The 19,034-nt window shown below is 73.6% G+C and carries 14 protein-coding genes; 9 read left to right on the forward strand and 5 right to left on the reverse strand.

The window, feature by feature from the left end:
- Positions 1–6: 6 nt before the first annotated feature.
- Positions 7–369: an MmcQ/YjbR family DNA-binding protein gene (locus AB0I22_RS30460; protein ID WP_363134175.1), complete on the reverse strand. Its 363-nt coding sequence runs from the start codon at positions 367–369 to the stop codon at positions 7–9.
- Between the two features lie 299 nt (positions 370–668).
- On the opposite strand from AB0I22_RS30460, the gene AB0I22_RS30465 reads away from it, so the two are divergent.
- The 3 genes from AB0I22_RS30465 (at position 669) to AB0I22_RS30475 (ending at position 9,213) form a co-directional block, all read left to right on the forward strand.
- Positions 669–3,932: an amidohydrolase family protein gene (locus AB0I22_RS30465; protein ID WP_363134176.1), complete on the forward strand. Its 3,264-nt coding sequence runs from the start codon at positions 669–671 to the stop codon at positions 3,930–3,932.
- Between the two features lie 129 nt (positions 3,933–4,061).
- Entirely contained in the window at positions 4,062–6,059 is a 1,998-nt protein-coding gene (locus AB0I22_RS30470; protein ID WP_363134177.1) for a DUF2264 domain-containing protein, read from the forward strand.
- An 85-nt stretch (positions 6,060–6,144) separates the two neighbouring features.
- Positions 6,145–9,213: a glycoside hydrolase family 2 TIM barrel-domain containing protein gene (locus AB0I22_RS30475; protein WP_363134178.1), complete on the forward strand. Its 3,069-nt coding sequence runs from the start codon at positions 6,145–6,147 to the stop codon at positions 9,211–9,213.
- On the opposite strand, the gene AB0I22_RS30480 is transcribed toward AB0I22_RS30475, so the two are convergent.
- A complete protein-coding gene (locus AB0I22_RS30480) occupies positions 9,203–10,075 on the reverse strand; it encodes a chitosanase (RefSeq protein ID WP_363134179.1) in 873 nt (290 codons plus the stop codon). The two genes, AB0I22_RS30475 and AB0I22_RS30480, sit on opposite strands and share 11 nt — an antisense overlap.
- Before the next feature lie 245 nt (positions 10,076–10,320).
- Positions 10,321–11,451, reverse strand: coding sequence for an NADH:flavin oxidoreductase (locus AB0I22_RS30485; RefSeq protein WP_363134180.1), 1,131 nt, complete (start codon positions 11,449–11,451; stop codon positions 10,321–10,323).
- Positions 11,452–11,666: 215 nt separating this feature from the next.
- On the opposite strand from AB0I22_RS30485, the gene AB0I22_RS30490 reads away from it, so the two are divergent.
- Positions 11,667–12,335 carry a transglycosylase SLT domain-containing protein gene (locus AB0I22_RS30490; RefSeq protein ID WP_363134181.1) on the forward strand — a complete coding sequence of 223 codons (669 nt, stop codon included), beginning with the start codon at positions 11,667–11,669 and terminating at the stop codon, positions 12,333–12,335.
- 168 nt (positions 12,336–12,503) lie between these two features.
- Here AB0I22_RS30490 and AB0I22_RS30495 read toward each other — a convergent pair whose 3' ends face one another.
- On the reverse strand, positions 12,504–13,739 hold the full coding sequence (locus AB0I22_RS30495) for an MBL fold metallo-hydrolase (RefSeq protein ID WP_363134182.1): 1,236 nt from the start codon (positions 13,737–13,739) through the stop codon (positions 12,504–12,506).
- 263 nt (positions 13,740–14,002) lie between these two features.
- A complete protein-coding gene (locus tag AB0I22_RS30500) occupies positions 14,003–14,650 on the reverse strand; it encodes an alpha-ketoglutarate-dependent dioxygenase AlkB (protein ID WP_363134183.1) in 648 nt (215 codons plus the stop codon).
- A 63-nt stretch (positions 14,651–14,713) separates the two neighbouring features.
- Here AB0I22_RS30500 and AB0I22_RS30505 point away from each other — a divergent pair, with 63 nt between their 5' ends.
- The 5 genes from AB0I22_RS30505 to AB0I22_RS30525 all read left to right on the forward strand — a co-directional run bounded on the left by AB0I22_RS30505 (position 14,714) and on the right by AB0I22_RS30525 (position 18,886).
- Entirely contained in the window at positions 14,714–14,968 is a 255-nt protein-coding gene (locus AB0I22_RS30505) for a hypothetical protein (RefSeq protein ID WP_363134184.1), read from the forward strand.
- A gap of 323 nt (positions 14,969–15,291) precedes the next feature.
- A complete protein-coding gene (locus AB0I22_RS30510) occupies positions 15,292–15,969 on the forward strand; it encodes a hypothetical protein (RefSeq protein ID WP_363134185.1) in 678 nt (225 codons plus the stop codon).
- A 109-nt stretch (positions 15,970–16,078) separates the two neighbouring features.
- On the forward strand, positions 16,079–16,672 hold the full coding sequence (locus AB0I22_RS30515; RefSeq protein WP_363134186.1) for a carboxymuconolactone decarboxylase family protein: 594 nt from the start codon (positions 16,079–16,081) through the stop codon (positions 16,670–16,672).
- 91 nt (positions 16,673–16,763) lie between these two features.
- A complete protein-coding gene (locus AB0I22_RS30520) occupies positions 16,764–17,723 on the forward strand; it encodes an STM4015 family protein (RefSeq protein ID WP_363134187.1) in 960 nt (319 codons plus the stop codon).
- A complete protein-coding gene (locus AB0I22_RS30525; RefSeq protein WP_363134188.1) occupies positions 17,720–18,886 on the forward strand; it encodes an STM4014 family protein in 1,167 nt (388 codons plus the stop codon). Before AB0I22_RS30520 ends, AB0I22_RS30525 begins: the two co-directional genes overlap by 4 nt.
- Positions 18,887–19,034 lie beyond the last annotated feature (148 nt).

The following is a 19,034-nucleotide window of genomic DNA, read 5'->3' on the forward strand; positions in this document are numbered from 1 at the left end:
GGCCGCTCATACCTCGGCCGTGCCTCCGAGGCCGGGGTGCGCGTCCGCGATCTTGCGGGGAGCTACCTGGCGCCAGGAGTCGGCGAGGATGGCCCGTAGCTCCCCGGCGTCCTCGACGGCCGTGAGCCGCACCCGCAGCCAGTCGTAGTTGTCGTCGTGTCCCGGCCGCAGGAAGAACTTCTGCGGCTCCGCCGCGATCAGCTCCGCGCGCTCTTCCTTCGGGCACTTGACACCCACGGAGGCGTCGTCGTCCGCGAGGGAGGCGAAGATCTTGCCGCCGACGCGGAAGGTGGGCAGGCCCCAGGCGAGTTTCTCCTGTGTTTCGGGGAGCGAGAGCGCGATGGCGCGGACATCCTCGGCGGTGGGCATCAGGGCCTCTCCGTTCAGCCGTTCGTGGCGATACCGGGGCGCGCCGTCGGGTGGCGTGCCGGTCCGGGATGGATCAGTACGGTACGAACGACCGTAGTGCCCGGCACTCACAACGGCGCCGACGGCGACGGGCCCTCCGCGCGTCTTCGGTGCGTCCTTCACGCGTCTTCCGCGTTCAGGCGGTTCGCGCGCCGGTTTCGATGATCTTGTGACGCGGTGTTGACCAAGGACCCGGGCGGGAGGCAACCTGCCGAGGTCCCACCCCTGACCCGCACGATCCCCGCGCCCCAGGAGGACAGTTGGCCACCGCCGACCCCACGGATACCCCCGAACCCTCAGCGCTCTCCCGGCGCAGGTTCCTCCAGGCGGCGGCCGGCACCGCCGCCGCGGCGGGCACCGCAGTGGCCATCCCTTCGGAGGCGCTGGCCGCCGGGACGGCCACCGCCTCCGAAGGGGCGTCCACGGCGACCGCGCCGGCCACGCTGTCGTTCACCGCGGCCACGAACGGCTCCGGCACCCTCTCCCCCGCCGGCGACCGCCTCGTCGTCGAGGTCCAGAACATCCTGTGGTCCGTCCCCCGCGAGACCTCGGGAGGCCGGAAGGCACACGAACCCGGTAAGGCCGTTCCCCTCACGCAGCCCGATCTGGAGCCCACGCGTCCGGTCTTCTCGCCGGACGGGCGGACGCTCGCCGTCTGCGCGTACCGGGGCGGCGGCTTCCACATCTGGACACTGCGCCCCGACGGAAGCGGGCTCCGGCAGCTCACCGACGGGCCGTGGGACGACCGCGGCCCGTCCTGGTCGCCCGACGGCACCCGGATCGCCTTCGCCTCCGAGCGGGGCGGCGACCCGGTGACCGGCAGTCCGTACCGCGTCTGGGTGGCGGAGGTGCGGACCGGGGCGCTGCGGCAGATCACGGGGCTCGCGGGGCAGGACGGCCCCCTTCAGGACGGCGCGTGGGAGGACTTCGATCCGTCCTGGTCGCCGGACGGCGCGCGGCTGCTGTTCGTACGGGCGAAGGTCGCGGGGTCCGCGCTGGAGGCCCGTACGGTCGCGTCCGTGCCGGCCGACGGCGGGGGCACGGTCAAGGCCGAGCGCACGGAGAGCGCGGACGTGCAGGTGATGACCCCGGCGCTCTCCGCGGCGGGGCGGCTCGCCTATCTGCGGACCGCCGCCGCGGCCACGTCCGGGCGCGGGACCTGCACCCTGGTCGTGGACGGCGAGGCGGTGCCGGTCCACGGCGACGTGGCCCCGGTGCCGGTGCGCTGGGTGTCGCGGGACGAGGTGCTGCTGACGGTGGACGGGCAGTTCCGGTTGGTACGACCGGACAAGCCCGACGCGGGGACGGCGATCCCCTTCAAGGGGAGCCTGTCCGTGGACCGGCCCCGCTACCGCGTCAAGCGCTACGACTTCGACGGCTACGGGGTCCGCCCGGTGCGCTCCCTGCATCTGCCCGCACTGTCCCCGGACGCCCGGCAGGTCGCTTTCGCGGCCCTCAACTCCCTCTGGGTGGCCGATGTTTCTGGCGGCAGGCCGCGCCGGATCGTACGGGCCGACCCGACCCGGTACGTGCTGGCCCCGTCCTGGACGGCCGACGGCAAGGCGCTCGTCTACGCGGACGACCGTGACGGGCTGCTCGCCGTGCGCCGCCGCGACCTCGCCTCCGGGAAGGAGACGGTGCTGGCCGAGGGCGGCCGGGTGCACCCGGCGCTCTCGCCCGACGGCAAGCGGCTCGCCGCCGTCGACATGTCGGGAAACCTGGTCGTGCGCGAGCTGGCGAGCGGCGCGGAGCGGGTGCTGGCCGCCCCGATGGGCGGCGGCGGGCTGCCCGGCAGACCGAGCTGGTCCCCCGACGGCCGCTTCATCGCCCTGTGCGACCGCAACCGGCTCAATCAGCGGTTCCGGGAGGGGTACAACCTCATTCGCGTCGTGGACGCGGCGACCGGGAAGGACCGGCTGCACGCCGCGGCCCCGCACGTCTCGATCTCCGACCGCTACGACTCCGGCCCCGTGTGGTCACCGGACGGCCGCTCGATGGCGCTGATCATCGAGTCCGCGCTGTGGGTGCTGCCGGTACGGCCCGACGGCACGCCGGACGGGGCGCCCCGGCGGCTCACTGACGAGGCCGCCGACCATCCGTCCTGGTCCGGCGATTCGCGTTCGCTGATGTATCTGTCGGCCGGGCGGCTGCGGCTCCTGGACGTGGCGGGCCGCACGGCGCGTACGGTCCGCGTTCCGCTGGACTACCGGCGGCCCCGGCCCGCCGACACCGTCGTGCAGGCCGGGAAGTTCTGGGACGCCACGGGCGACGAGGTCCGCGAGAACGTCGACGTGGTGGTGCGGAACGGTCGGATCGCCGCCGTCGAGCCGCACCGGGCGGGCCGGCGCGGCAAGCACATGGTCGACGCGTCGGAGCGCACCGTCATCCCCGGCCTGTGGGACTCGCACACCCACCCGTGGCAGAGCACCTACGGCGGGCGGCAGACGGCGCTCCAGCTCGCGTACGGCATCACCACGGCCGTCGCGCTCGGCGGCTTCGCGTACGAGGAGGCCCGGGTCCGCGAGGCGGTGTCGGCGGGCGGGCTGGCCGGGCCGCGGCTGCTGTCGACCGGCGAGCTGCTGGACGGCTCGCGCGTCGCGTACAGCATGGGCCGCGCCCACCGCACCCGGGACGGGCTGCGCCGGTCCCTGGACCGGGCGTCCGCACTGGACTGGGACTTCGTCAAAACCTATGTCCGCGCGCCCTCTTGGGTGATGAAGGAGGCCGCTGAGTTCGCCCACGAGGAGCTGGGGGTGCGCAGCGGCAGCCATCTGTGCACGCCGGGCATCCAGGTCGGGCAGGACCTGACGACCCATCTTCAGGCGACGCAGCGGCTGGAGTTCGGTCACGCGGTGACCGCCAACGGGTATGCCTACGAGGACGTGGCGGACATCTACACGGCCACGGACTTCCACATGGTGGCGACGATCTTCACGTCCACCCCGCTGATCGGCGCGTCGCCGGAGCTGGCCGACGACCCTCGGGTCACGACGCTGATGCCGCCCTGGGACAGCGCGCTCGTCAAGCAGACGGCCGGAACGCCGCCGACCGACGAGCAGTTGGCGGCGGCGCAGCGGGAGATCGACGTCTACCGGCGGGTGCTGGCCGGCGGCGGGCTCGTCGCGCTCGGCACCGACTCGCCGCTCGTTCCCGTCGGCCTCTCGCTCCACATGGGGCTGCGGGCGCTGCACCGCTGCGGCCTGACCGCCGCTCAGGCGCTGCGCATGGCGACGATCCTGCCCGCCCGCGTCTACGGCGCGGACCGCGACCTGGGGACGCTGGAGGTCGGCAAGCTCGCCGACCTGGCGGTGGTGGACGGCGACCCGTTCACGGACTTCGACTCGCTCGTACGGACGGTGTCCGTGCTGCGCGGCGGGGTGCCGTACGAGCAGCGGAAGCTGGTCGGCGCGTACGAGGCGACGCACGCGGCGACGAAGCGGGCGGCGGCGCATCACGACGACGAGGGTTGGCTGGCGGTCGGGCGTCAGCTGCGCCGCGACTCGTGCTGCGACATGGACGGCTGAGCGACGGGCGGGGGCGCTCCGGCCGGGCGCCCCGCTTGAGCGGGACCACGAGGGGCCGCTTCGGTCCTCTCAGCGGCCGTGGGGCGTTCTCGTCGGCCGTGTAGCGTCCTCGCCGACTGTGGCACGTCCTTGCCGACCGCCTTCGGCGGCGACATTCTGGGGCACGTGCACGCCGCCCCGCCGCCCCTCCCGCCCGCCGATCATGTTCTCTCCCCGCGTACGGGCTGGACCCGGGCGCACTGGGAGGCGATGGCCGACCGCCTCCTCGACGCGCTCGTGCCGTATGCCACGCCGGGCCGCGCGCAGTACCGGCTGCCGGGCCGGACGAGCTGTTCCGGTTCGGTGTCGGACGGCTTGGAGGGTTTCGCCCGTTCCTTTCTGCTCGCGGCGTTCCGACTGGCCGGCGGCGGCCCGCCCGATGGCCGGGCGAGCCGTGCCGAGCGGCTGGCCGAGCGGTACGCGGCCGGGTTCGACGCCGGTACGGACCGTGCGAGCGGCGAGGCGTGGCCCGCGATCGCCGACCGTTCGCAGCAGATGGTGGAGGCCGCGTCGATCGCCGTCGGGCTGTCCGAGTCGCGCCCGTGGATCTGGGACCGGCTGGACGGCGAGGTTCAGGAGCGGGTCGTCGACTGGCTCGGCGGCTTCTCCGGGCGTCCGACCCACGACAACAACTGGCGGCTCTTCAAGGTGATCACCACTCAGTTCCTGGCCTCGGTCGGGGCGCCGTACGCGCGGGCCGACGTCGAGGAGGGCCTGGACCGCATCGAGGACTGGTATGTCGGCGACGGCTGGTACAGCGACGGCGACGGCCGGAACTTCGACTTCTACGTCGGCTGGGCACTGCACTTCTACCCGCTGCTGTGGTCGCGGATGGCGGGCGGCGACGACGGCGGGCGGACCGCGGTCTACAAGGAGCGGCTGGCCCGGTTCCTCGCCTCCTACCCGCAGTTCTTCGGCGGCGACGGCGCGCCCGTGCACCAGGGCCGGTCGCTCACCTACCGGTTCGCGGCCGTGGCCCCGGTGTGGATGGGCGCGCTGGCCGACTGCTCGCCACTGGCGCCGGGGCTGACGCGCCGTCTGGCCTCTGGAGCGCTGCGGCACTTCGCCGAGCGCGGCGCGCCGGACGGCCGCGGGCTGCTCACCCTCGGCTGGTACGCGCCTCATCTGCCCACCACCCAGGCGTACTCCGGGCCGGCATCGCCCTACTGGGCCGCGAAGGGCTTCCTCGGCCTGCTGCTGCCGCCCCGCCATCCGGTCTGGACGGATCGTGAACTCCCGCTGCCCGTGGAGGAGTCGGACCAGTACACGGCGCTGCCCGCGCCGGGCTGGCTGCTGCACGGCACGCGAAGCGACGGCATCGTACGGCTCGTCAACCACGGCAGCGACCACCAGCCGCCCGACGACGGAAGCGGCGGGGAGGGCGGCGACGACCCGCACTACGCCAAGCTCGCCTACTCCTCGGCCACCGCCCCCGAGACCGCGCCGCACGCCTGGGCGCACGCCGTCGACAACCACATCGCGCTCCTCACCCCGGCCGGCACCCCCTCCCGGCGCCGCCGTATCCATCCTCTGACCTGTGCGGGTCGCACCGCGTCCTCCTGGTACCGGGCCGAGCTGCCCGGCGACGCCCGCGCGCACCGCGTCCAAACGACGACGCTGGCGCACGGGCCGTGGGAGATCCGGGTGCACCGCGTCGACGCCCCGCCCGGCGCCGGGGTCCGCGAGGGCGGGTACGCGGTGGCCGGCGCCGAGCCGCCGGAGACCGAGTCGGGGGCGGGCTGGGCCCTCGCCCGTACGGCCGGGGGCCTGGTGAGCGCCGTGGTGGCGCTGTACGGCTGGACGGAGTCCGCCGTCCGCCGCGAGGCCGGGGCCAACGCCTTCGGGCCGCACTCCGCCACCCCGTACCTCGCCTTCTCCGGTCACCCGGGCGGCCGTACGGTCCATGTCACGCTCGCCGTGCTCACGCGGGACGGCAGCGTCGATCCGCGGGCTCTGCGGGACGCCGTCTCCGTGACGGTGACGGGTGATCAGGTGACTGTCTTGCTGCCAGGATCGCCGCCAATCATCGATGACTCGCCCGGTTTTCCCGGTTCATCCCCGCCCGGCGGCCCTGTCCTCTTGTCCTGAACGTCGCCATACCGCAGCGTTGGCGAGTGCACCGTGTGGCCGACGGGCGGCACGGGACGGGAAGAGCCGCTGGGTGAGGAGAAGGATGAGCCAGGCACCGCGCACGCCGGTCCCTTTCGGCGAGGACGACCCTTACGACACCGGCGCGACCGCCCCTGACGGCGGCTTCGGCGCGGAGACTCCCGACGGCCGATTCGGCGCGGACTCCTCTGGCGAGGGCGTCCCTTACTACGAGGACGTCTCGCCCGGCGCCGGAACCCTGCCGCCCCGCGCGTGGACAGCGGCCACCGACGCGGCGCGGCTGCGGCTCGGCGGGAAGTGGCGGTTCCGGCTGTCGCCGTCCGCCACGGCGGCCGGGGACGGCTTCGCACAGCCCGGCTTCGACGCCGCGCGCTGGGACGAGCTGCCCGTACCCGCGCACTGGTCGCTGCACGGCTACGGCGCGCCCGCCTATACGAACACCGGCTATCCCTTCCCCGTCGACCCGCCCCGGCTGCCGGACGAGAACCCGACCGGGGACTACCTGCGCGCCTTCGACCTGCCCGAGGAGTGGCCCGCCGGCGAGGAGGCCGTGCTGCGCTTCGAGGGCGTGGAGTCGTGCGCGCGGGTGTGGCTGAACGGACAGGAGCTCGGTCACTTCAAGGGGAGCCGGCTGCCGCACGAGTTCGCCGTCGGCGCTCTGCTGCGGGCGCGCGGCAACGTGCTGGCGGTGCGGGTGCACCAGTGGTCGTCGGGGAGTTACCTGGAGGACCAGGACCAGTGGTGGCTGCCGGGCATCTTCCGCGAGGTGACGCTGGAGCGGCGGCCCGAGGGCGCGGTCCGGGACTTCTTCGTGCACGCCTCGTACGACCACACGAGCGGCGCGGGGACGCTGCGGGTGGAGTGCGATCCTCAAGGCCGGGTGCTGGTGCCGGAGTTGGGGATCGACATGGCCACGGGCGAGTGGACGAGCCTGGCGGTGGAGCCCTGGACCGCCGAGACGCCGCGGCTGTACGCCGGTGAGCTGGTGACCGACGGCGAGCGGATTCCGCTGCGCGTCGGCTTCCGGACGGTGGTGGTGGCGGACGGCGTGCTCAGGGTCAACGGGCGCCGGGTCCTGTTCCGGGGCGTCAACCGGCACGAGTTCCATCCGGAGTCGGGCCGGGCCCTGGATCTGGAGACGATGCGCCGCGATCTGCTGCTGATGAAGCGTCACAACATCAACGCCGTCCGCACCAGCCACTATCCGCCGCACCCGGCCTTCCTCGGGCTCTGCGACGAGCTGGGGCTGTGGGTGGTGGACGAGTGCGACCTGGAGACGCACGGCTTCCACGCCCTGGGGTGGCGCGGCAATCCGGTGGACGACGAGCGGTGGACCCCGGCGCTGCTGGACCGCGCGGCGCGGATGGTGGAGCGGGACAAGAACCATCCGTCGGTGGTGATGTGGTCGCTGGGCAACGAGAGCGGGTCGGGGGCCGGCCTGTCGGCGATGGCGCGGTGGATCAGGGACCGCGACCCGTCGCGCCCGCTGCACTACGAGGGCGATCCGTCCTGCCGCGACACGGACGTCTATTCGCGGATGTACGCCGACCACGCCGAGGTCGACCGGATCGGCCGGCGTACCGAAGAGCCTTACGGCGATCCGGAGTTGGACGAGAGGCGTCGGAGTCTGCCGTTCATCCTCTGCGAGTACGCGCACGCGATGGGCAACGGGCCGGGCGGGCTGTCGGAGTATCAGCGCCTGTTCGAGGCGCATGAGCGGTGCCAGGGCGGGTTCGTGTGGGAGTGGATCGACCACGGCATCGTGCGGTACGCACCGGATGGGCAGCGGTACTTCGCGTACGGCGGCGACTTCGGCGAGGAGCTGCACGACGGCAACTTCTGCTGCGACGGGCTGCTGTTCCCGGACCGTACGCCGTCGCCCGGCCTGGTGGAGTTCAAGAAGGTGGTCGAGCCGGTACGGATCGAGGCCGGTCCGGGTGCGGGCACCGTCCGGATCGCCAACGGGCACGACTTCGCCGACCTGTCGCACCTGGCGTTCTCCTGGTCGTACGAGGTCGAGGGCGTCGCCGTCGCCTCGGGGACGCTTGACGTTCCGTCACTGGCGCCCGGCGAGAGCACGGAGCTGAAGCTGCCCGCTCCCCCGCCTTCCCCGCTCACGGGCGAGGCGTGGTGGACCGTACGGGCTGCCCTGGCCGAGCCCGCCGCGTGGGCGGCGGCCGGACACGAGGTGGCATGGGGTCAACTTCCGGACGGGTCGAGGCCGTTGGAGAGCGGCGAGCCCAGGAGGAGTCCCGGCGTCGCCGCGCCTCGGCCGGGCGCGGGTGAGACTCTCGTGCTGGGCCCCGGTGTCTTCGACGCTGCCACCGGGGCGCTCCGCGCGCTGGGCGGCTTCCGCGTCGGGGGCCCGCGCCTCGACGTGTGGCGCGCGCCGACCGACAACGACGAGGGCGCGCCCTGGCAGAGCGAGGTGCGGCACGGGCCGATGTGGCGGCGGATCGGGCTGCACCGGATGCGCCACCGGGTGGACTCGGTGCGGGCCGGGAGCGACGCCCTGGTCGTACGGGCGCGGCTCGCCCCGGCCGCGAGCGGGCTCGGGCTGCGCGCGGAGTACCGCTGGACGTCGGACGGCGAGCGGCTGTCCCTGGCGGTGACGGTGGCGCCGGAGGGCGACTGGCCGTGCCCTCTGCCCCGGCTCGGCGTGCGCATGGATGTCCCCGGGGAGCTCGGCGAGGCGGAGTGGTTCGGCGGCGGGCCGGGCGAGGCGTACCCGGACACCCGGGCCGCGTCGCGCGTCGGCAGGCACGCGATGCCGGTGGACGCGATGCAGACCCCGTACGTGCGTCCGCAGGAGAACGGCGCGCGGGCGGACGTGCGGTGGGCTCGGCTCGGCCGCGGGGACGGGGCGGGCGTGCGGATCGACGGCGCTCCCGCCTTCTGGTTCACCGCGCGGCGCTGGACGGGCGAGCAGCTCGACGCGGCGGCGCACACCCCCGACCTGGTGCCGGGCGAGACGGTCCGGATCCATCTCGACCACGGCCAGCACGGGATCGGCACCCAGTCGTGCGGGCCAGGGGTGCTGGCGGAGCACTGGCTGCGGGCGGGGCCGGCGTCGTTCTCGTTCGCCTTCTCGACGACCGGCCCCGCCCTGTCGGCGCCCGCCGCTACTTCTTGATCTCGAAGGACTGCCCGTAGACCTTCCACTTCAGCGGCGGCTCCAGGCCGAGGTTGCCCGCCTTGAGGAAGACGCGCTGCTCGGTGTCGACGCGGCTGGTGTCGCTGTGCGCCTCCTCGCTCTGCATGGCCTTCTTGCGGGCGTCGAGGAAGGCGCCGATGTACGCCTTCTCGTCGCCGCCCTGCGCCGGGGTCTTGGCCTTGGACATGGCGGTCTTGCGGATGCCGCCGAAGCTGTACTTGTCGTCGCCGGGGCCGTGCATGACGATCGCGTCGTAGTAGGCGAACTGCCCGAGCGTGCCCACGCCGTCGGCCTTGCCCTGTTTGACGGCGGGGTTGAAGTAGACGCGGTCGCGCTCGGACTCCTGCGCGGCCTGGAACGTCTTGTCCAGGGCGGCCTTCTTCCACGCCTTCTCGAAGGGTGTGCCGAGGCCGGCGTGCGAGTCGCTGCCGTTGACCTTGCGCAGGGCGGGCAGGTACTTGGCGAGCGGGTTGTCGGGCTTGTTCTTGGTGTACAGCTCGACGAGTTCGAGCATGTCGCCGGTGCCCGAGGTGAAGCCGATGATGCCGCCGGTGTAGCCGCGGCCGTCGTCGATGTCCTCCAGGTAATCGAAGTAGTCGCGCCATTCGAGGCCGGAGTTCTCGGCGCTGGCGACCAGCTGCATCGCGATCTCCTTCTTCTTCGGGTCGTCGAGCCCGGTCGCCTTGGCGGCGGGCGCGGCGGCGCTCGTACGGGCCGTGGCCGCGTGCGTGGCCTCGGTCGCCTGGCCGACGCCGGCCAGGGCGAGCGAGGCGGGGAGCGCGATGGCCAGCCCTATCAGGGCGGTGCGGGCGGTCTTCGACTTCGGGGTGCGCGCGGGCATGCGGTGACTCCGTTCCCGTGTGGCTGTTAGGAAGCTTTCCTAACCATTGATAGCGGGCGCGTCACACCGGCCACAAGAGGTAGGACATGAACTCCGCCCCACGGCCGCCCGCGAGACCCCGACATGTCCCGACCACCCCACAACTGTCCCGCTGTTCCCAGGAGCCGGCCTCTCGTCCCACGCGGACGGCGGCCGCCCCTCACCCGGGGAACGGCCGCCGTCCAGGCCCTGACCTGCGCGGACGGTCAGTACAGGGTGCCGAGCGACTTCGGGTCGTAGGGATTGAGTTCGCCGGTGCGGCCGCTCAGCGTCTTCGCGGCCCAGTCCGGGTCGGCCAGCAGGGCGCGGCCGATCGCCACGACGTCGAACTCGTCGCGCTCCATCCGGTCCAGGAGCCTGTCGATGTCCGTGACATCGCCGCGCTCGTCCCGGTGCATGGTGATGAATTCGGTGCCGAGGCCGACCGACCCGACGCTGATGGCGGCCTTTCCGGAGAGCTTCTTGGCCCAGCCCGCGAGGTTGAGGTCCGAGCCCTCGAACTCCGGCAGCCAGTAGCGACGCGTGGAGCAGTGGAAGGCGTCGACGCCCGCCTCGGCGAGCGGGGCTAGGACGACCTCCAGCTCCTGCGGGGTTTCGGCGATCCGGGCCTGGTAGGCGCCCAGCTTCCACTGCGACATCCGGAAGACGATGGGGAATTCCGGCGAGACGGCCGCGCGGCAGGCGGCCGCGATCTCGGCAGCGAAGCGGCTCCGGGAGGCGAGGTCGCCGCCGTACGCGTCGTCGCGCCGGTTCGTGCGCGCCCAGAGGAACTGGTCGATGAGGTAGCCGTGGGCGCCGTGCAGTTCGATGCCGTCGAAGCCGCGGGCCTCGGCCGACGCCGCTCCGGCGGCGAAGGCCGCGATCACGTCGTCGATGTCCGCCGAGGTCATCGCCCGGCCCGGCGCCGACTCGTCCAGGGGAACGCCCGAGGGGCCGGCCCGCGGGGCCTCGGGCACCGGCGGCGCCCCGGCCGTGCGCGCCATGCCCACATGCCACAGCTGCGGCACGATCGCCGCGCCCGCGCGGTGCACCGCGTCGGCCACCCCGGCCCAGCCGGTCAGCGCGTCCTCGCCGTGGAACCGGGGGACGCTGTCGCTGGTCCCCGCCGAGTCATGGCCGACGTACGTGCCCTCGGTGATGATCAGCCCCACCCCGCCGGCCGCCCGGCGCGCGTAGTACGCGGCCACATCGGCGCCCGGCACGCCGCCGGGCGAGAACTGACGGGTCATCGGCGCCATGGCGAGCCTGTTGCGGAGGGCGAGGCTCCCCAAGGAGACGGGCCGGACGAGCACATTCGCGGCACGCTCGGCCGCACTGTCGGCACTGCTGGATATCACGGCATCCACCTTCGGCAATCGGGTGACCGGACTCGGAGCAACATGGTTCACTCGGGTCGAACCGGGCACCCGCCTCCCTGATTCCCGGAGCAGACCGCGGCGCCGCGACGGGCCGCATGCGCCTCCGCTCGACAGCCGGACTGCCATTGCGCCGACGGACCAGGGATCATGCCTTCTCGTACACGTCCTCATGACCTCATGATGGGAGGCAGGCCATGAGCACCCCTCACAGGCGCCGGAAGTGGCCGGTCGTCGTAGTGACCGTCCTGGCCGTCGTAGCGGTCGCGCGCTGCGGCCACAGCTCCGACGACTCGTCCGGATCGACCTCCACGCCCAAGGCGTCCGGGTCGCCGAAGGCCGGCACGACAAGCGCCGCGCCCACGCCGAAAGACGATCAGGACCCCACGCGGTACGGCCCGCAGGTCGTCACCTACGCCAAGAAGGCGGGCGTCAATCCGCGGCTCCTCATGGCGATCCTGTACGTCGAGTCCTACAAACCGCACGACCCCGAGCTGGAACGGGCCTGGCAGCGCATCAAGAAGGACTCCGCGTTCGGTATCGCGAACATGCACAAAGCCGCCTTCGACGAGGCCAAGCAGGGCCGTGACTTCGCGAACCGGAGCTGGCAGGACCTGCCCGGCAACCCGCGGCTGGCCATCGAGGCCGCGGCCTGGCACCTGCACGACCTCGCCGCTCAGCTGTCCGCCCAGCGCTCCGGCGGGCACACCAAGGACGAGCTGCTGGCGCTGGGCTACAACGCCGGCGCGGGGAACATGGCCGCGTTCGCCCGCGGCGCGAAGCCGGGCCCGGCGGCCCAGTCCTACCTGGACCGCCTGCACCAGAACTGGGACAAGGCGGGAGAGGCCGTGAAGCACCCCGGCTGACCCGGCGCGCGCCCCGGGGGCTCGCGGAGCGCGCGTACGGTCGGGCGTACCGGGCGCATGCCGGTGTACGGACGTACTGGGCACGCGTCCCGCACGCCGGCGTACGTACTGGACACACGCCCGCGTACGTCCGTACCGGACACGCGCCCAAGCGCCCCCGCCCGGTCGCTACGCCTGGAGCACGGCCTCCTCCGCCGGTCCCGACCGAGCCGCCCGCCCTGCCCGGTCCGTCCCCGCGAGCACCGGCCAGCCGCCCGCCGGGGCGGTCGCCGCCGCCCGCCACCACGGGTCGACCGGCAGCGGCGTGGCGGGTTCGAAGGGCTGGCCCGGGCGGGGGGTGGCGACCGTCGCCCCGGCGCGCTCGGCGGCGGCGACGGTGCCCTCGGCGGGCTCGTGCCACGGGTGCGGGGCGAGGTTGAAGGTGCCCCAGTGGATCGGCAGCATGACCCCGCCGGGCGCGCCGCCGATCTCCAGCGCCTCGCCGGGCGTCCCCGACGAGGCCCCCTGGAGGGCTCGGTGGGCGCGCATGCCCTCCTCGGGCGTCATGTGGATGTCCGGCCACATGTCGCTGTAGGCGCCGATCTGGATCATCGTCGCGTCGAACGGGCCGTACTCCGCGCCGATCTCGGCGAACCCCGGGAAGTACCCCGTGTCGCCGCTGTGGAAGATCCGGTGCTCGGGCCCGGCCACCACCCAGGAGGCCCACAGGGTGTGCTGGGTGTTGCGCAGCCCGCGGCCGCAGAAGTGCCGGGCCGGGGTCGCGGTGAGGGTGAGGCCCGCGATTTTGGCCGATTCCCGCCAGTCCAGTTCGGTCGTGCGCTCGGCCGGTACGCCCCAGTGCTCCAGGTGCGCGCCGATGCCCAGGGGCACGACGAAGCTCGTGCCGGTCCGGGCCAGCGCCCGTACGGACGGCATGTCCAGGTGGTCGTAGTGGTCGTGCGAGATGACGACGGCGTCCACCCGGCCCAGTTCGCGCAGCGGCACCGGCGCCGGGTGCAGCCGGCGGGGGCCCACGAAGGCGAACGGCGAGCAGCGCTGCCCCCACACCGGGTCGAAGAGCACCCGCCGCCCGTCGATCTCCGCCAGCACGGTGGAGTGGCCCATCCAGGTCAGCCGCAGCCCGGAGGCGGGCGGCTCGGCCAGGTCGGCGAGGGTCGTCGGGTGCACCGGCACGGTGCCGACCGGGGCGCGACTCGCGCGCTCCTCCTTCTTGAAGTACGTGGGCAGGAATTTCAGCATCGAGCCGGAGGGGGCGACCGAGGCCGCGACCGGGTTGGTGAACACCCCGTCGGCGAAGTTCGGCGACCGCCGAATGCGCGCCATCCGCTCTCCGGACGGGTCGGCCCCGAATGCGGCGGGTCGCAGCGCGTCGAGCGGGGAGGTTTTCGGGCGGGAGCCGGTCACGGCGCCTCCAGAGTGAGGGGGCAGGTCACCCCATTATCTGTACGGTGCGCGACCGCACGAGGTGATCTTCGACAGGTCGGCGGCCGGGCCGGGCCGGCGGGCCGCTCCGCGACGCCCCGCCGCGGTCCGGGCCCACCCCCGTGGTGCGGGCCCGGACCGGCCTCAGCACCTTCAACCGACGGGGCCCGCCCGGATGTTCCGCGCGGCCCGCTCCTTCGGCGGACACTTTCAAGCCGAGAGCGAACAGCGCGTTCGCGAGTCGGTCACATGCCGCTGACTCTCAGCGTGATATTGAGCCGTCCGGTCAGTCCGAGCGCGGGCGGAGCGGTCGCGGGGAGGGTGCGCGGCACGCCGTGATAGGCGAGCCGGGACGGGCCGCCGAAGACGAAGAGGTCGCCGCTGCGCAGTTCCACGTCCGTCCAGGGCCGCCCCTTGTCGCTCGTATTGCCGAACCGGAAGACGCACGCGTCGCCGAGGCTCAGCGAGACCACGGCCGCGTCCGACTTCTCGTCGCTGTCGCGGTGCATGCCCATCCGTGCGTCGGGGCCGTAGAAGTTGATCAGCGCGATGTCGTACGGCTCCGGGCCGGCCCCGAGCGCGTCCTTGGCCGCGCGCTGCGCCAGTTCCCGCAGCCAGCCGGGGAAGGGCTTGACGGGCGCGCCGTCGCCGTCGACGACGGTACGGGCGTAGCCGTAGGGGAACCAGTGCCAGCCGAGCCCGACGGTCCGCACCGACATCTCGCCGCCGTTCGGCATCGTCACGGTCCGCAGCCCGGCGGGCGGCCTGGCCCACTCGCGGCACGCGTGCAGCAGCCGCGTCTGCTGGTCGGAATCCAGCCACCCCGGCACGTGGACCGCACCGGGCGCCGGCTCCGTGACCGGTCGGGGGAAGAGTTCGCCGTCGACTGTCATGCCTCCATGGTCCTCGACGCTCCCCGGCACGCGCGGTGTGCGGCGGGCGCTTACGGTCGCCCCATGGACTTCAACATCACCGGGGAGGAGGAGGCGCTTCTCCTGCGGGTCGACGAGCGCCTGACGGCGGGCGACAGCCCGTCGGAGGACGAGCTGGCCGAGGAGCTGGGGGACGAGGCGCGCGGCCAGTTGCGCTCATTGGCGGACAAGGGCTGGCTCTCCCTGGACCGGGCGTCCGAGGGCGGCCCGGTGACGGTCCGTGCGCTCACCCCCTTGGCCCAGGCGGCGGTGTCGAACCGACGGGACGTCGGGGAGTGAGCGGCGCGCGGTCACGGTGCCGGGCAGCTGTGGCGACCCGCGGGTCACGGGTCCGAGGGCCTGGCGCGCACGGCCGCCTGTAGTGCAGCGGTGCGCTGTCCACCAGACGACTGTCGGACCCGCCCGCATCTGTCCGACAGTCGCCTGTACGGCGGGTCGCGGCGGTTCTAGGGTTGGCATGCCCCGGTCCCCGGCATCGCGCGCCATCGACCTGTCTACGGACGTCACCGCCCACGGCCGAGGTGAAGTCATTGGATCAGCAGCCGACAGCGTCGGCGTTCCTTGCGCAACCCCGCCTCCACACCGCACCGATGTGCTGGGCCGTGTCCGTGCGACGGGCCGTGGGCAGCGCGGAGACCGCCGCGGAGCTGCTGCACGGCGCGCTGTCCGCCCTCGGCGCCGACCTGGGTCTCGCCGCCGCTCTCGCCCGGGCCGCCGGCGGCGCCTGCCGGTTCATGGAACAGCACAGCCCGGAACGGCAGTACCACCTGACCATCGGCGTCACCGGCGAGCGGTGCACCGTGACCTGCGCCGATTACGAGGACTCCGCACCCTTGCCGCAGGGCGCGAGGGCGCGCGCCGACGAGCGCGGCATCGCCTCCGCACTCCTGCGTGATCTGACGCGCGCCGCCGCCGGGGTCGAGATCCGTGACCTCCAGGTGCGGGGCGCCGCGGGCGTGGGGCTCCTGGTGGCCTTCCAGGCAGCTGCGCCGCCGCCCCGCCTGGAAGCTGCCGACAGGCCCGTACGGGCCGACAGATCCCCACCCGCCGGCAGGTCCGTACGGGCTGACCGATCTGCGCCCGCCGAGAGGCCCGTACGCGCCGAGAGGCCGGCCGAGCCGACCGCGGCCGCCGCCGCGAGGACCGGAACCGCCTCCGGGGCGAAGAACCCCGGCCGCCCGCGCTGGGAGCCCCCGGCCAAGGAGACGCCGCAGCGGCGGTCCGCGCTGCTGCCTGCCACACCGCTGGCCGGCGCGCCACTGCCGAGGACCGCACCGTAGCGGCAGGCCTGCCTCGGCTCCCCCTGCGCGCCGATGTCACATCGGACGGCAGCCGGTCCGTCGTACGGGCAAGGACGACAGCCCGTGCCACTGACCGGAGGCGAAGACCATGGCCCGCATCTCGCTCACCCCGCGCCGTACCCTCAGCTACCGAGCCGTGGCATGGATCTGCCGCCGCCGGTTCGGCTCGGACATCGACCCGTTGGCGGCGGCGTCGCACAACACCCGTGTGCTGCTCACCACCAGCCGCATGGAGCAGTCCGTCGCCAAGTGGAACGCGGCGGACACGGGGCTCAAGACGCTGGCGGTGATGGCGGCCGCGGCCCGCGTCGACTGCTCGTGGTGCATGGACTTCGGATACTGGGAGAGCTTCCGGCACGGAATGGACCCCCGGAAACTGCGCGATGTACCCGTCTGGCGCGACAGCGCGGTCTACACCCCGGCGGAGCGGGACGTCCTGGAGTACGCCGAGGCGATGACCGCCACGCCGCCGACCGTCGACGACGCGCTCTTCGACCGGCTCCGCCGCCGTCTGGACGAGCCGCAACTCGTGGAGCTGACCGCGGTCATCGGGGTGGAGAACCTGCGGGCCCGCATGAATTCGGCGCTCGGCATCGCCAGTCAGGGGTTCAAGGACAGTTGCGACGTCACGGTCCCGGACCCGGCGCATCCGGCGGACGCGGCCGGTCCGGCCGGGAGCTGACCCAGCCGTTGTCAGTGGGTCTTGGTACAACTCTCTTCGCACGCCGTTCCCGCGGTTGCGCACTGTCCGTACGCGTCAGGAGAGCTCTGCCATGTCCGATGTCGAACACCTCCACGAGCTGCACGGCCTGCCTGTCTTCGAGTTCCCGGAGCCCGACCACCAGGGCGAGCTGCCGGCCGCCGCGAGTGTGGCGTGGCGGCTCTCCGCTCAGCTGTGGGAGGACGACGCGGAGTCCTTCGAGGACCTCTTCGAACGGTTTCTGACCGCGGTGGACGCCTCGGCCGTACGGGCGCTGATCATCGGCCCGTGGGGCCAGCCGTACGACAACGACTCCGGCGCGGTCGTCGAACTCCTGGTGGCCGCGCGCGAGCGGCTGACCGCTCTGGAGGCCGTCTTCATCGGCGACCTGGTGATGGAGGAGGCGGAGATCTCCTGGATCGAGCAGTCCGATGTGACGCCGGTGCTCGCCGCATACCCCGCGCTGCGCGAGTTCGGGGTGCGCGGCGGGAGCGGCCTGTGCTTCCCGGCCGTGCGCCACGAGCGGCTGCGGACGCTCAGCTTCGAGGCGGGCGGGCTCCCCGCCGACGTGGTGCGCGGCGTCGCCGCCAGCGAGCTGCCCGCGCTGGAGTACCTGGAGATATGGCTGGGCGTCGACGAGTACGGGGGCGACGCGACGGTCGAGGACCTCGCGCCCCTGCTCGCCGGCGACCGGCTGCCGAGCCTGCGCCACCTCGGGCTCCAGAACAGCGATATGCAGGACGCGATCGCCGCCGCCGTCGCCGCCGCGCCCGTCGTCGCCCGGCTGGAGTCGCTGGACCTGTCGATGGGGGTGCTCACGGACGACGGCGCGCGGGCGCTGCTCGAAGGCCAGTCGCTCACCCACCTCAAGTGGCTGGATCTGCACCACAACTACATCGGGGACGAGATGGGGCAACGGCTGCGCGAGGCGCTGGAGCCGTCCGGCGTGGAGCTCGACCTCTCGGACGACGACGCCGACGCATACGAATGGGAAGACGGCAGGGTCATGCGCTACACCGCAGTCGCCGAATGAGCGGGCCCCTCCCCCGCTTCGCCGTCGTCGGCAACCCGGGCAACCGGCGGGTCACGCTCTTCACGGCGGCCGTACGGGACGCGGGGCTGCCCGCGCCCCGCGTCCTGCCCTGGCGCGAGGTGCTGCGGGAGGGGGCGCGGTTCGCGCCGGGCGAGACGGTGCGCATCGACTCGCCCGGCGAGGACGAGGAGGTGGAGCGGCTGCTCCGCGGGGCGTCGGACCCGGCCCGGGTCGAGGGGGCGGCCCTCTGGTACGCGCGTTTCACCGCCGCCGTCCGGGAGGTCGCGGCGGCCGCGCGCGCGGCCGGGGCGACGGTGCTCAGCGCTCCCCAGGACATCGCCGTCCTCTTCGACAAGCGGCTGTGCCACGGCGTGCTGCGGACGGCGGGGGTGCCCGTGCCGATGTCGCCGACGTCCGGCGGCGCCGCCGAACCGGTACGGGGCTGGGCGGACGTACGGGCCCGGCTCGCGTCCGCCGGGCTGCGGCGCGCCTTCGTGAAGCCGGCGCACGGTTCGTCGGCGTCCGGGGTGCTGGCCGTCGAGGCGGCGGGCCCCGGCCGGGTGCGCGCCACCACCTCGGTGGAGCGCACCGCCGACGGCCGTCTCTTCAACTCCCTGCGGGTGCGCCGCTACAGCACCGAGGCGGAGGTCGCCGCGATCGTCGACGCCCTGGCGCCGGACGGACTGCACATCGAGCGCTGGCTGCCGAAGGCGTCCCAGCGCGGTCGCGCCGCGGATCTGCGGGTGGTCGTGGTCGGCGGGCGCGCCACCCACGCGGTGGTGCGCACCAGCCGGTCCCCCATGACCAACCTTCACCTCGGCGGGACACGCGGCGACCTGGCCGCCGCCCGGGCCGCGGCCGAGGCGGCGGGGGCCGGCTGGTCCGAGGTGCTGGGCCGCTGCGAGCAGGCGGCGGCCTGCTTCCCCGGCACGCTGTGCGTCGGCGTGGATCTGCTGCCCGGCAGCGGCTGGCGGCGGTTCGCGGTCGGCGAGGTCAACGCCTTCGGCGATCTGCTGCCGGGGCTGACCGGGCTCGCGGGGAGCGGCGCCGAGTCCCTGGACACGTATGGCGCGCAGGTCGCCGCCGTGCTGCGGGGCCACGGCCCCGCAGCACATGGTCCCGCTCCCATGGCCCCCACCGCGCCCGCCGCGCCCGCCTCGTAGACCGAGCACGCTCGGCGCATCGAGCCGACTCTGAGTACCTCCAGCACACCCCCGTATCAGGAGCACCATGCCCACGTCGCCGTCCGAGTCCCCCACGAGTCAGGCGCCCGCTCCTCAACCCGGCGAGCGCGAGCCCGGCACGGACGCC

Origin of the sequence: Streptomyces sp. NPDC050610, assembly GCF_040654875.1 — a bacterium.
In the GTDB taxonomy this organism is placed as follows: domain Bacteria; phylum Actinomycetota; class Actinomycetes; order Streptomycetales; family Streptomycetaceae; genus Streptomyces.